Origin of the sequence: Kitasatospora sp. NPDC059673, from assembly GCF_042734215.1 — a bacterium.
Taxonomy (GTDB): Bacteria; Actinomycetota; Actinomycetes; order Streptomycetales; family Streptomycetaceae; genus Kitasatospora.
Genome location: NZ_JBHWEN010000021.1, coordinates 1 through 13,418 on the forward strand (window position 1 = coordinate 1; position 13,418 = coordinate 13,418).

General features: G+C 72.9%; 12 protein-coding genes. 7 read left to right on the top strand and 5 right to left on the bottom strand.

Translation table 11 applies throughout. The features are described 5' to 3' along the window. Window positions 1–100: 100 nt before the first annotated feature. Window positions 101–2,704 (bottom strand): ATP-dependent chaperone ClpB, encoded by a 2,604-nt coding sequence (clpB, locus tag ACFV18_RS23355; protein ID WP_380486181.1) that lies wholly within the window; start codon window positions 2,702–2,704, stop codon window positions 101–103. Window positions 2,705–2,791: 87 nt separating this feature from the next. Continuing rightward, a complete protein-coding gene (locus tag ACFV18_RS23360) occupies window positions 2,792–3,721 on the bottom strand; it encodes a LysR family transcriptional regulator (protein ID WP_380486183.1) in 930 nt (309 codons plus the stop codon). 70 nt (window positions 3,722–3,791) lie between these two features. On the opposite strand from ACFV18_RS23360, the gene ACFV18_RS23365 reads away from it, so the two are divergent. From ACFV18_RS23365 to ACFV18_RS23390, 6 genes are all read left to right on the top strand, one after another. Next, entirely contained in the window at window positions 3,792–4,901 is a 1,110-nt protein-coding gene (locus tag ACFV18_RS23365; RefSeq protein ID WP_380486184.1) for a TDT family transporter, read from the top strand. Window positions 4,902–5,543: 642 nt separating this feature from the next. Next, window positions 5,544–6,548 carry a LuxR C-terminal-related transcriptional regulator gene (locus tag ACFV18_RS23370; RefSeq protein WP_380486186.1) on the top strand — a complete coding sequence of 335 codons (1,005 nt, stop codon included), beginning with the start codon at window positions 5,544–5,546 and terminating at the stop codon, window positions 6,546–6,548. Next, on the top strand, window positions 6,541–7,512 hold the full coding sequence (locus ACFV18_RS23375; RefSeq protein ID WP_380486188.1) for a LuxR C-terminal-related transcriptional regulator: 972 nt from the start codon (window positions 6,541–6,543) through the stop codon (window positions 7,510–7,512). Before ACFV18_RS23370 ends, ACFV18_RS23375 begins: the two co-directional genes overlap by 8 nt. Next, on the top strand, window positions 7,505–8,458 hold the full coding sequence (locus ACFV18_RS23380) for a LuxR C-terminal-related transcriptional regulator (RefSeq protein ID WP_380486190.1): 954 nt from the start codon (window positions 7,505–7,507) through the stop codon (window positions 8,456–8,458). The genes ACFV18_RS23375 and ACFV18_RS23380 overlap by 8 nt, the downstream gene beginning before the upstream one ends. Further along, complete coding sequence (locus ACFV18_RS23385; protein WP_380486192.1) at window positions 8,451–9,404, top strand: LuxR C-terminal-related transcriptional regulator; 954 nt, start codon at window positions 8,451–8,453, stop codon at window positions 9,402–9,404. Before ACFV18_RS23380 ends, ACFV18_RS23385 begins: the two co-directional genes overlap by 8 nt. A gap of 58 nt (window positions 9,405–9,462) precedes the next feature. Then, entirely contained in the window at window positions 9,463–10,443 is a 981-nt protein-coding gene (locus tag ACFV18_RS23390; RefSeq protein WP_380486194.1) for a LuxR C-terminal-related transcriptional regulator, read from the top strand. 7 nt (window positions 10,444–10,450) lie between these two features. Here ACFV18_RS23390 and ACFV18_RS23395 read toward each other — a convergent pair whose 3' ends face one another. Then, window positions 10,451–11,071 carry a hypothetical protein gene (locus tag ACFV18_RS23395; protein WP_380486196.1) on the bottom strand — a complete coding sequence of 207 codons (621 nt, stop codon included), beginning with the start codon at window positions 11,069–11,071 and terminating at the stop codon, window positions 10,451–10,453. A 346-nt stretch (window positions 11,072–11,417) separates the two neighbouring features. Between ACFV18_RS23395 and ACFV18_RS23400 the strand changes: the two genes are divergently transcribed. After that, window positions 11,418–11,579 (top strand): hypothetical protein, encoded by a 162-nt coding sequence (locus ACFV18_RS23400; protein WP_380486199.1) that lies wholly within the window; start codon window positions 11,418–11,420, stop codon window positions 11,577–11,579. Window positions 11,580–11,681: 102 nt separating this feature from the next. Here ACFV18_RS23400 and ACFV18_RS23405 read toward each other — a convergent pair whose 3' ends face one another. Together ACFV18_RS23405 and ACFV18_RS23410 are read right to left on the bottom strand one after the other, a co-directional pair. Continuing rightward, entirely contained in the window at window positions 11,682–12,689 is a 1,008-nt protein-coding gene (locus ACFV18_RS23405) for a helix-turn-helix domain-containing protein (protein WP_380486200.1), read from the bottom strand. 204 nt (window positions 12,690–12,893) lie between these two features. After that, a complete protein-coding gene (locus tag ACFV18_RS23410) occupies window positions 12,894–13,412 on the bottom strand; it encodes a heat shock protein transcriptional repressor HspR (protein WP_380486202.1) in 519 nt (172 codons plus the stop codon). Window positions 13,413–13,418: the final 6 nt, after the last annotated feature.

A 13,418-nucleotide genomic window follows, 5' to 3' on the forward strand; every position in this document is an offset into this window, starting at 1 on the left:
AGGTCGTCGCCGTGAAGAGCGACGCGACCCGGCGCGGGGCCGTCCTCGTGCTCGTACGGGACGACGGCTCCGCCCGCCGGCGAGGCGTCAGCTCGTCAACTCACTTCACCAGCGAGGGCTTCGGGCCGACGCTGAGCCGGTCGTTCGCCTCGTCCCGGTCGACCAGGACGGTGTCCCCGTCGTGGACGCGGCCGGAGAGGATCTCCTTGGCCAGCTGGTCGCCGATCGCGGACTGCACCAGGCGGCGCAGCGGGCGGGCGCCGTACGCCGGGTCGTAGCCGGTGAGTGACAGCCAGTCGCGGGCGGCCGGGGTGACGTCCAGGGTGAGCCGGCGCTCGTGCAGGCGGCGGGCCAGCGCGGCGACCTGGAGGTCGACGATCCGGCTGAGCTCGGCGGTGCCCAGCGGGTCGAAGACCACGATGTCGTCCAGCCGGTTGAGGAACTCCGGCTTGAACGCCTGCCGGACGGTCTCCAGCACCAGCTCCTTCTTGCGCTCCTGGGGGGTGGCCGGGTCGACCAGGTAGGGCGAGCCGAGGTTGGAGGTGAGGATCAGGATGGTGTTGCGGAAATCCACCGTGCGGCCCTGGCCGTCGGTGAGGCGGCCGTCGTCCAGCACCTGGAGCAGTACGTCGAACACCTCCGGGTGGGCCTTCTCCACCTCGTCCAGCAGCACCACGCTGTAGGGGCGGCGGCGGACTGCCTCAGTGAGCTGGCCGCCCTCCTCGTAGCCGACGTACCCGGGAGGGGCGCCGACCAGGCGGGAGACGGAGTGCTTCTCGCCGTACTCGCTCATGTCGATCCGGACCATCGCCCGCTCGTCGTCGAACAGGAAGTCGGCGAGCGCCTTGGCCAGTTCGGTCTTGCCGACGCCGGTCGGGCCGAGGAACAGGAACGAGCCGGTCGGGCGGTCCGGGTCGGCGATGCCGGAGCGGGTGCGGCGCACCGCGTCGGACACCGCCTGGACGGCCTCCCGCTGGCCGATCAGGCGCCTGCCCAACTCGTCCTCCATGCGCAGGAGTTTGGCGCTCTCGCCCTCCAGCAGTCGGCCGGCCGGAATGCCCGTCCAGGAGGAGACCACGTCGGCCACGTCGTCCGGGCCGACCTGCTCCTTGACCATGGTGGTGTTCGGCTCGTCCGCCGCGCGCTCCTGAGCCTCCGCCAACTCGCGCTCGGCGGCCGGGATTTCGGCGTACATCAGCTTGGAAGCGCGCTCGAAGTCGCCGTCGCGCTGGGCGCGGTCGAGGGAGCCGCGCAGGTCGTCGAGGCGCTCCTTGAGCTCGCCGACCCGGTTCAGCGACTTCTTCTCCTGCTCCCAGCGGGCGTTGAGGGTGCTGAGCTGCTCCTGCTTGTCCGCCAGGTCGCGGCGGAGCCGGCCGAGCCGCTCGACGGAGGCCGGGTCGGACTCCTTGTCCAGCGCCAGCTCCTCCATCCGCAGCCGGTCCACGGCGCGCTGGAGCTCGTCGATCTCGACCGGGGAGGAGTCGATCTCCATCCGCAGCCGGGACGCCGACTCGTCGACCAGGTCGATCGCCTTGTCGGGCAGGAAACGGGAGGTGATGTACCGGTTGGACAGGGTGGCGGCGGCGACCAGAGCGGCGTCGGTGATCTCCACCTTGTGGTGCGCCTCGTAACGGCCCTTGAGCCCGCGCAGGATGGCGATGGTGTCCTCGACGGTGGGCTCGCCGACCAGCACCTGCTGGAAACGGCGCTCCAGGGCCGGGTCCTTCTCGATCCGCTCGCGGTACTCGTCCAGCGTGGTGGCACCGACCATGCGCAGCTCGCCGCGGGCCAGCATCGGCTTGAGCATGTTGCCCGCGTCCATCGAGGAGTCGCCGCCGGCGCCCGCGCCGACCATGGTGTGCAGCTCGTCGATGAAGGTGATGACCTGGCCGTCGGAGTCCTTGATGTCGTTCAGGACGGCCTTCAGCCGCTCCTCGAACTCGCCGCGGAACTTGGCGCCCGCGACCATCGCCGCCAGGTCGAGCGCGACCAGGCGCTTGCCGCGCAGCGACTCCGGCACGTCACCGGCGACGATGCGCTGCGCCAGGCCCTCGACCACGGCGGTCTTGCCGACGCCGGGCTCGCCGATCAGCACCGGGTTGTTCTTGGTGCGGCGGGAGAGCACCTGCACCACCCGGCGGATCTCCTGGTCGCGGCCGATCACCGGGTCGAGCTTGCCGTCCCGGGCGGCCTGGGTGAGGTCGGAGCCGTACTTCTCCAGCGCCTTGTAGGTGCCCTCCGGGTCCGGTGAGGTGACCCGGGCGCTGCCCCGGACGTCCTTGAACGCGGCGAGCAGGGCCTTCGGGGTGGCGCCGTGCTGCTTCAGCAGGTCGGCGACCGCGCCGCCCTCGGCGGCCAGGCCGACCATCAGGTGCTCGGTGGAGACGTACTGGTCGTCCAGATCGGCGGCGCGCTTGCCGGCCTCCTCCAGCACCGCGAGGGTGTCCCGGGCGAGCTGGGGGGCGGCCACCGTGGAGCCCTGGGCGGCGGGCAGCGCGGCGGCCTGCCGGCGGGCCTCGGCGGCGATCGGCGCCGCGTCCGCCGCGACGGCCTTGAGCAGCGGGCGGGCCAGGCCCTCCGGCTGGTCGAGCAGCGCCAGCAGGATGTGCACCGGCTTGACGTCGGGGTTCCCCGCGGCGCCGGCCTGGCGGATGGCGGAGGACAGGGCCTCCTGCGTCTTGCTGGTGAACTTACTGGCGTCCACTGCGGGCATACCCCTCTCGTCTTCGGGACCTCGGCCTCGTGACCAAGTCTGCTGACTACAGCATGCACTAAGTTGAGTCTATTCCGCTCAACTTTTTTTCGGAGCCTGCCCGGCCGCCGCCCCGCGGGTCAGCCCGAGCAGCAGCCGGGCCGGCCCGGCCGGGCGCTGACCGGCGGGCCAGACCGCGCGCAGCGGGCGCTGCAGATCCAGCCCGGCCAGCGGGACGGCGACCAGCCGGCGGGTGGCCAGCTCCTCGGTGACGGCCAGCTCGCTCAGGCAGACCGGGCCGGCGCCGGTCATCGCGGCGGCCTTCAGCGCCGTCGAGGAGGCCAGCTCCAGCCGGGGCGCGGCCGGCCCGCCGTACGGGGCGAGGGCCTCCTCCAGCACCTCCCGGGTGCCGGAGCCGACCTCGCGCAGCACCAGCGGGGTGGCGGCCAGCTCGGGGCCGGTGACGGGGGTGCGGCGGCGGGCCCAGCGGTGCTCGGGGGAGACCACCACCACCAGCCGGTCCGCGGCGACCACCGCGCCGGACAGGCCGGGCGGGGTGGAGGTGCCCTCGACGAAACCGAGGTCGGCCTCCCCGGCCAGCACCCGGGCGGCGACGTCCGCGGAGTTCGCGGTGCGCAGCGTGACGGCCGTGCCCGGGCTGGCCTCGTTCAGCGCCAGCAGCCAGCCGGGCATCAGGTACTCGGCGACGGTCAGGCTGGCCACCACCCGCAGCCGGGCGTCCCGGCGTTCGCGCAGCGCGTCGATCCCGGCGTCCAGCGCCTGGGCGGCCTCCACCACCTGCCGGGCCCACTCGACCACCAGCCGGCCCGCCTCGGTGGGCCGGGAGCCGCGCGGGGAGCGCTCCAGCAGGGCCACCCCGATCTGCCGTTCCATCCCCTTGATCCGGGCGCTGGCGGCGGGCTGGCTGACGCCCAGCTCGGCCGCGGCCCGGCCGACGCTGCCCAGCCGGGCCACCGCGAGCAGCAGCTCCAGGGCGCCGAGTTCCGGGACGTGCGGGGAGAGAGCCATAGGCCCAGGCTATGTCCTCATAGCGGAGCCCCCGCTACCGCCGCCCCACCCGCCCGGGGACGGTGGTGCCATGGCAACCCTCCTCGCGCCGAAGACCCGCCCGCACCCCCCCGGCCCGCCCGCGCTGTCCAAGCTCGGGCCCAACTGGTACGCCGCCGTGATGGGCACCGCGATCACCGGCAACGGCGCCGCCGCGCTGCCGATCGACCTGCCGGGCCGGCTCGTCCTCGCCGAGGCGGTGTGGACGCTGTCGCTGCTGCTGCTCGCCGTCCTGCTGGCGGCCCGCGCCGTGCACCTGGTGCGCCACCGCGAGCAGGCCCGCCGCACCCTGCTGGAGGAGCCGTCCGCCGCGGTGTTCTACGGCTGCCCGCCGATGGCGCTGCTGGCCGTCGGCTACGGCGCGCTGGCGGTCGGCGGGCCGGTGATCGGCGAGCGGGCCGGGCTGGCGCTGGACGTGCTGCTGTGGAGCGCCGGGACGCTGTACGCGCTCGTGGTGGCGGCCGGGCTGCCGTACCTGATGATCACCCGGCACCGGTTGTCCGCGCTGGAGGCCAACCCGACCTGGCTGCTGCCGGTGGTCGCCCCGATGGTGGCCGCCGCGCTCGGCCCCGCGCTGGTGCCGCACCTGCCGGAGGGGGCGGCCCGGCAGGCGCTGCTGTACGGGTGCGTGGCGATGTTCGGGGCCAGCCTGCTGGCCACGCTGGCGCTGCTGCCGGTGGTGTTCGGCGGGCTGGTGCACAGCAAGCTGCCCACGGTGGTGCTCACGCCGTCGCTGTTCCTGGTGCTCGGCCCGCTCGGCCAGTCCACCACCGCCGTCCACCAGTTCGCCGACGCGCTGCCGCTCGCGCTGCCGGGCGCCGGGCCGCAGGGGGCGGCGGTGGCCCGCGGCCTGGCGGAGGTCTACGGCGTCGCGGTGATGGGGTTCGCGCTGCTGTGGCTGGCCGTGGCGCTGGTCGCCAACCTGCGGGCGCTGCGCGCCGGGATGCCGTTCGCGATGACCTGGTGGGCGTTCACCTTCCCGGTCGGCACGCTCGTCACCGGCGCGTCCGCGCTGGCCCGGCACACCGGGTTCGGCGGCTTCACGGGGCTGGCCGCCGCGCTGTGGCTGCTGCTGTTCACCGCCTGGGCGGTGGCCTCGGTGCGCACCCTGGCGGGGCTGCGGGCCGGACGGCTCCCGTAGGGCCTGCCCGTCGAGGGCCCATTCGGGCCGGGTGATCCGGGTGCGGGCCATTCCGGATCGGTGGATTCGGCGAAGGATTGTGGAATTCTCGGCGACGGCAGTGACATTTCCGCGCTCCGTGACGCCACCGGCCCGGCGGCGTCGCGGAGCATGCCGAATGCCTGTTCGGGGAGGGGGGCAATGTCGAGAAATAGAGGATTTCGGTCACTCGATCGGGTGGTTTGCTGCAGGTTCCTGCACTTGCGGGAACCTGCAGCCGGAGAGCACTTGTTCGGCGTTCCCCGCGCTGTGAGGGTGTAGACACGCCAAGTCGTCCCGGGCCGCCGCAGCCCGAGCCGGCGACTTGCTCTTCGTGTGTGGGGGGCGACAGGTGCGTTCGTATCTGCGCAACGGGGGGAAGAGCACCGGCCCGGACGCCATGTGTGGTGATGGCCGACGGATCGGTATCGGTGAGGCGTTGCTGCTCCGCCTCGCCGAAAGCGCCTTGACGCTTGGCGTGACACGAGCGGGTCCTCCGGGTCCCGGGTGCCTTTGGCGCCCGCCCCGGGGGACACGCCCGTCTGCGGGGACTCCCGCCGCCGAGCCGGCCGGCCCTGCTGAGATCATCATCCGCAACGGAGGAAGACGGCAGGAGAGCTCGACGTGGCTGCGGACCACCCGAAGTCCGATCCGGACGACACACTCCCGGAGGACGACGCCTCCCGGCTGTACCTCGCCATCCTGAACGCCGGCGGTCGCATTCCGCTCGACGAGCCGGAACTGCCCGGCTCCGACTTCGCCCCCGAACGCCAACGCGCCCTGCTGGAGCAGCTGGTGGCCATCGGGCTGGTGATGCCCAACCGCATCGACGGGTGCTACGTCGCGGTCAGCCCGCGCGCCGTCGCCGAACGCCTCGGCGCCGACCTGCGCGCCCAGGCCACCCGGCTGCTGCTCGACGCCGACCGGCTGCCCACCGCCCTCGACCCGCTCGCCCGCGCCTACGACGCCGTCCCCCGGCCCGCCGACCGGGCCCGGCAGGCGGTCTACGTGGACGGCCAGGAGAGCATCCGGCTGCGGATCGCCCAGCTGATCTCCGACTGCCGGCTCGAACTGCTCAGTGCCCAGCCCGGCCTGCGCCCGCCCGCCGTCCTCGAACTCGCCCACACCCAGGACCAGTTGATGCTCCGCCGGGGCGGTACCATGCGCACCCTCTACCAGCCGGTCGCGCTCACCGAGGAGAGCGCCGTCCGGCACGCCACCGCGATGGCCGAGCAGGGCGCCCAACTGCGCGTCCTGGACGAGCCGTTCCTGCGCGTGATCGTCATCGACCGGCGGATCGCCGTGATCCCCGCCGCCGACGACCACAGCCGCGCCGCCTTCGTCGAGGACCCCGCCGCCATCGCCTACCTGGTGGCCGGCTTCGAACGCGACTGGGCCCGGGCCGACCAGGTCCACTGGAACAGCCTCGACGGCCGCACCCTCACCCGCACCGTCACCCACCGGGTCGGCCGGATGCTCGCCCAGGGCCTCACCCAGCGCGCCGTCGCCACCCGGCTCGGCCTGTCCGAACGCACCGTGGCCGGCCACATCTCCCGGCTGCGCGAACTGCACAACGCCCAAACCCTGTTCCAGCTCGGCTGGTTGATGAGAGGCGGCGGACGTGGCTGACCCCGCCCCCGGACCTCCACCGGTCGACGACCTCGCCCAACGCCTCTACCTGAAGATCCTCGACGCCGGCGGCCGGATCGCCGCCGACCGGATCACCGACCCGCAGCGGCCCGCGCTCGCCGAACTGCTGCGCACCGGCCTGCTGGTCTCCGACGGCCTGGACGGCGCCTACCTGGCCGTCGATCCGCGCTTCGTCGCCGAGCGCCTCGGTGCCGGGATGAACACCGAGGCCGCCCGCCTGCTCAACCGCGCCGAATGCCTGCCCGGCCGCCTCGACCCGCTGATCACCGCCTACGAGAGCCACTCCCGCCCGATCGAACCCGCCGGCTGCGACATCCAGGTGATCGGCCGCGACCACATCCGGCGGCGGATCGCCCAACTCGCCGCCGACTGCCGCGAGGAGGCCCTCACCACCCAGCCCGGAGAGGTCCCCCCGGGCGTCCTGGACGCCTCGCTGCACCAGGAGCTCCCGGTGCTGCGGCGCGGCTGCCGGATCCGCGCCCTGTACCGGCCCGGCATGCTCGCCGACCCCGCCGCGATCCGCTACGCCGCCGCCTTCACCGAGGCCGGCGGCGAGATCCGGCTGCTCGACGAACCCTTCCAGCGCGCCATGGTCTTCGACCGCTGCACCGCCGTCGTCCCCGCCGCCGAGGACCACAGCCGGGCCGCGCTGATCCTCGACTCCGCCACCGTCGCGATGATCGTGGCCGGCTTCGAACGCGACTGGGGCCGCGCCGAACGCGTCCGCTGGGACCTGCTGCTGGACACCGCCCCCACCCGCACCGCCGCCGACCAGGTCGCCCGGCTGCTCGCCACCGGCCTCACCCAGCGCGCCATCGCCACCCGCCTCGGCCTGTCCGAACGCACCGTCGCCGCCCACATCTCCCGCCTGCGCGACCAGCACGGCGCCGACACCCTCTTCCAGCTCGGCTGGCTGATGCGCGGGGGCGAGGACCGTGACTGAACCGGACACCGTCCCCCCGACCGAGGCCGAACGGGCGCTCTACCTCGCTGTCCTGAGGGCCGGCCGGGTCTCGCTGCGCGAGGTGGTGGAACAGGACGCGCACGCGGCCGCCCGGCTGCTGGAGCTGGGGCTGCTGGAGCACTACGTGGTGGACGGCTGGGTGGCGGCCGTCAGCCCGCGCGTGGTCGGCACCCGGCTGGGCGCCACCCTGCGGGAGCACGGCACCGGCCTGCTCGCCCGGGCCGACCGGACGGCGGCCGGCTTCGACGAGCTGGCCGAGTCCTACGACGCCGCGCAGCGGCGCACCGAACCGGTCGCCGGGATCGCCCACCTGGCCAGCGTCCAGCAGGTCCGGCTCCGCCTGCTGGAGATCGAGGCCGCCTACCGGGAGGAGGGCCTGGCCGCCCAGCCGGGACCGCGCCCTCCCGAGTTCCTGGAGGACAGCTCCCGGCTGCACAAGGCGCTGGCCCGCGGAGCCGTCATCGACATCCTCTACCAGCCACTCACCCGGCACGCCCCGCACACCGTCGCCTACGCGGCCGAGGCCACCGGCTGGGGCGTGCGCCTGCGGGTCCTGGACGAGCCGTTCGCCCGAATGATGATCTTCGACCGGCGGGTGGCGGTCATCTCCGCGTCCACCGAGACCCTCGCCGCCGCCTTCATCGAGGACCCCGCCGTGGTGGACCACCTGGTCGCCGTCTTCCAGCGCGACTTCGCCCGCGCCGTCCGGGTCCCCTGGCGCGACCTGGCGGGCCAACAGCTCCCCGAAACCCCCCGCCGGATCGGCGAACTGCTCGCCACCGGCCTCACCCAGCGCGCCGTCGCCTCCCGCCTGGGCCTGTCCGAACGCACCGTCGCCGCCCACATCGCCCGCCTGCGCGAGCGCTACGACGCGGAGACGCTGTTCCAGCTCGGCTGGCTGATGCGGGACGGCGCGCGTGGCTGACCGGCTGCCGGACGAGCACGAGCGGGCGCTGTACCGCCACGTGCTGGAGCAGGGCGGGCAGGTGATGTTCCGTGAGGCGATGCAGCAGAACGCCGCCGCCACCCTGCGGCTGATCGAACTCGGCCTGCTGATCCATGACGCCGTCGACGAGTCGCTGAGCGCCGTCAACCCCCGTGCGCTGGCCGACCGGCTGAGCGCCGGCCTGCGGGAGGCGGCGATCCGCACGCTGGCGAGCTCGCAGCGGGCCCCGGCCCAGCTGGAGGACCTGGTGCACGCCTACGACCAGGCCCCGCGCCGCCCCGACCGGTCGCACGCGGTGGAGCGGGTGAACCACCGTCTGCAGATCCGGCACCGGATCATGCAGATCGAGTCCGAGATGCACGAGGAGACGATCGCCGCCCAGCCCGGCGGCGCCCGCCCGGTCGGGCAGATGCGGCAGGCCCTGACGCGTTCGCTGGACTTCCTGGCCCGGGGCATCGCCCTGCGCACCCTCTACCAGCCGGGCGCGCTCACCGATCCGCCGACCGCCGACTACGCCGCGACGGTCTCGGCCGCCGGCGAGCGGATCCGGGTCCTGGACGAGCCGTTCCGGAAGATGCTGATCTTCGACCGGCGGATCGCCATCATCAGCGCCTCACCGGACGACAACCAGGCCGCCTTCGTCGAGGACCCGGCCGTCCTGGCCACCCTGATCGACCTGTTCGAGCGGGACTGGACACGCGCCGCCCGGATCGACTGGCACGCCCTGGCCGGCCGCCCGCGCGGCACCGGCGTCCCGAAAGAGGTCGGCACCCTGCTCGCCCAGGGCCTCACCCAGCGCGCCATCGCCTCCCGGCTCGGCCTGTCGGAACGGACGGTGGCCGCCCACATCGCCCGGCTGCGCGAGCTCTACGATGCGGAGACCCTGTTCCAGCTCGGCTGGCAGCTGCGCGGAGCGCCTCAATGACCGATCGGAACCGACCGCCCGGGCGCCGCACCGGAGCGGCCCGGAAGGAGTGGGACCTGTGAGCGAGCCGAACGGAGCCGCCCTGCCGACCGGGCCCGAGCGGCGGCTGTACCAGCAGATCCTGGACCAGGGCGGCCGGGTGGCCTTCCGCGAGGCGGTCGAACAGGACTCGGCGGGGGTGCTGCGGCTGCTGGAACTCGGGCTGCTGGCGCACGACGTGGCCGACCAGTCGCTGACGGCGGTCAACCCCCGCACGGTCGGCGACCGGATCAGCGCCGAACTCCGCGCCGAGGGCACCCGGATGCTGCTGCGCGCCGAGGAGATGCCCGCCCTGCTGGAGGACCTCACCCGCGCCTACGACGCCACCCCGCGCCGCGCGGACCGCTCCAGCGTGGTGCAGCACGTCGAACGCACCGACCGGATCCGGGAGCGGGTGCGGGAGCTGGAGAGCGAGGCGGCCGAGGAGGTGCTCGCCCTGCACCCCGGCGGGATGCTCCCGGGCGACCTCCAGGCCGACTCCCTGGAGCGCGTCCGCTGCTTCCTGACCGGCGGCGCCGTGCTGCGCACGGTCTACGAGCCGGCCGCGCTGCTCGACGAGGCCACGGTGCGCTGGGCGGAGGCCGTCACCGGGTGGGGCGGACGGTTCCGCACGCTGAGCGAGCCGTTCAGCCGGATGACGATCTACGACCGCCGGGTCGCCGTCGTCCCGGCGGCGGCGGACAACTCCAGCGCCGCGCTGGTCGAGGACCCGGCGGTGGTCGCGTTCCTGGTCGCCGCCTTCGAGCGGGACTGGGAGCGGGCCGAGCGGGTCCGCTGGCGCTCGGCCGACCGCGAGTGCGAGAGCGTCGTCCCGGTCCACGAACAGGTCGGCCGCCTGCTCGCCCAGGGGCTGACGCAGCGTTCGATCGCCTCCCGCCTCGGCCTGTCGGAGCGGACCGTGGCGGGTCACATCTCCCGGCTGCGCGAACTGCACGACGCGGAGACGCTGTTCCAACTGGGCTGGCAGATGCGGGCGTCCGAAGGCCCGGCGGCGGGCTGACCGGCCGTCAGCCGGTGGCGATCTCCGGGGACCAGAAGCCGTACGGGCCGGCGTGCTCGCGGCGCGTCCGCGGGAACTGCTCGCCCGGTGCGGTCCAGAAGCCGCTGCGCAGCGACAGCGCCATGCCGGCCCAGTCCAGCGCGGTCTCCACGGTGTGGTGCAGCGCCTCCTGCGACCAGGTGTCGTCGAACACCAGCGGCAGCACGGGGGAGACCTGCTCGATGGTGGCGATCAGCGGGTTGTGGGTGATCGCCTCGTCCACCAGCAGCACGATCGGCTTGCGCAGCGCCGACGCCCAGCCCAGCTCCAGGCTGACCCCGGCGGACAGCGGGGCACCGACGTACGCGAACACCAGGTCCGCGCTCTGCATGGCCCGGAAGTCCGAGGGCACGCGCTGCTCCGGCGCCCGGCCGGCCACCGTCCACGCGTCGCTGTGGTGGGCGCTGTACACCGCGGCCCCGCTGCGCAGCAGCGTGCTCCGCAGGGTGGTCAGCCTGGTGCGGCTGGCCAGCGTCACCACGCTGTCCGCCGGCCCGGTCAGCCGCATCAGGGGTGCGGCGAGGAAGACCCGTGCGCGCCGCCCTTCGCTGCTCGCGGACGTCTGGTGCTGCAGTTCGGACTCTCTCATCTGTCAGCTCCGGGGACAGGCCGTCCGGATGATCGAGTGCCGGCGGCGGTGTGGTCAGTGGCTGCTCAAGCTGAAGCTTGGGGTGCATTGTTGAACTGGGAATTGATGGTGCATTGGCAAGTGTGGTCGGCTTGCCGGCCCATTGAGAGCGAACTGATCGTCCATCGTGACCTGCGGTTGCGTCCAGGGTTGTCCGGTGGCATGTGGATGCCTGGCAGCGAGATGACGCACCGGGGCAGCCTGGCCTCTTGGCGGAGTTGAGCGAACTGCGGCACTATTGGTGCCGATTGAGCCTCGAATTCGGTTCAACGACAAGAACGGGGACAGGGGAGGTTGTATGTCTCGCATGAGGCGTTTTGTCCGGAAGGCACTGATTCCGCTGGCAGTCGGCGCGGCGGTTCTGGCCGGTGTCGCGCTCAGCGGTTCCAACACGGGAACGGCGGCGGAAAACGGCGCCGTCGCGAAGGCGTCCACGGCGGCTTCCGCTCTGGACATCGGCTGGGCCTGAGTCATTCGGTGTGCTTGTGGCGTCCCGGACAGGGGACCGAGTCCGGCGGCCGATAAGGCCGTACGGATGCCGGGATGACCACAAGACCGGGGGCGCGTCCGATCACTCGCCCGGGAGCTGGGAGGCGGCCGACGCCTGGGCGAGTACGTAACCGAGCTGGAAGAGGGAGTCGACGTTGTAGTCCTCCCGCATTTCCGCGATATGGCGTGCCAGAGTTCGTTCGCTGATGCCGAGCCGTCGCGCTATGACGCGGTGGTTCGTGCCCGCCAGTAGCAGTTCGATAATGGTCTGGCGCAGCCGTGAAACCACCTGTTGGGGTACGGAGCGATCGCCGTCGAAGGTGAGCGCCCGGTTCCAACTCGGTTCGAAAACGGCGTCCGTGAGATAGGCGGCGATGGCCGGTTCGTGGATGAACGCCGCCAGGCCCATGTCGTCGCCCACCGGGATGACGGCGAGGCGGCGGTCGAGCACGATCAGCCGGCCGTACGGTTCGTCGAGCGTGCGGTACTGCCCGCCGGCCTTGGTCAGCTTGGCGACGTAATCGCGGGTGGGCTGATGGTAGCGGGTGCTCGCGTGGTAGATGGTGCGCATCGTGGTGCCGCGGCTCAGGCTGCTGAGATCGCGCTCGAAGGTGGCATCCAGCAATTCCGGCGGGCGGGGGCCACCGGGCTGGAGGGCGAGCGCCTCCTTCATTCCGGAATCGACGTACTGCTGGATCTTCTGATTGATGAGCACCTTCCCGCGGACGTACTCGATCGAGCCGCCGAGGTCGGCGGGCGAGTGGTACGCCTGGAAAAGGTCGTGGAATTCGGTCGGCAGGGAAATCGTCCGGGACAGCAGGTCCAAAGCCTGTCGTTGCCAGGTATTTGCCAAACCGGCGGCGAGCTGGGTCGGGTCGACTGCGATCAGATGGCCGGCCTCGGTGGTGTCCGGAACCAGCAGTCCGAGTCCGACGAGTTCGGCCAATGCCGCCGCTTCCACCGGGTCGGCGGCTGATTGCGGGTGCTGCCCGCCGGCCCGGACCACCCTCAGGTACAGGTCACGGGCTTCCGCGGTCAGGACCGTGGTCGTCCCCGCCGCCACGGAGCCGAATGGAGCCTTTCCACTCATTTGCGGCTCCTCGCCGTCGCTTCGATCACACCGGGGATCCTCCTTGTCAGGATTCCAGGCGGCAAGTCTTTTGTCGAAGAGCTGGAGGGACGGCCCGGTCCGACCCTCCGGATTCGATCCAGGGGAACTCTCTCACGGAACCGCGAACCGCCGGCACCCCGCGTCGGATCGGGGTGCCGGCGGTCGGTGACCGGAGGGCCGGATTCAGCGCTTGGGACGCCAGACCACCAGCGCGCTGGACTGCTGGACCTGCTGGTAGGGCACCAGGTCGCGGCGGTAGGAGGCGTGCACGGCGGCCTCGCGCTGCTGGAGCGTGGCGGCGGCGCCCTCCAGGGCGTCGACCAGCTCGGAGACCCGGGACTGCAGCGCGGCGACCTGGTTCTCCAGTTCGATGATCCGCTTGATTCCGGCCAGGTTGATGCCCTCGTCCTGGGAGAGCCGCTGGACCTCGCGCAGCTGCTGGATGTCGCGGGCGGAGTAGCGCCGCCCGCGCCCGGCGGTGCGGTCGGGGCAGACCAGGCCGAGCCGGTCGTACTGGCGCAGGGTCTGCGGGTGCAGACCGGAGAGCTCGGCGGCGACCGAGATCACGTAGACCGGGGTGTCCTCGGTGAGGATGTACGTCGGCGGGCCGGCGGGGCGGCGGCCCGCGCCGGGCAGGCCCTCGCCGATGCCGGCGCCGATCCGGCCCTCGGCGCCGCGCGGGCTGTCGGGGTGGGGACTCATCGGGGT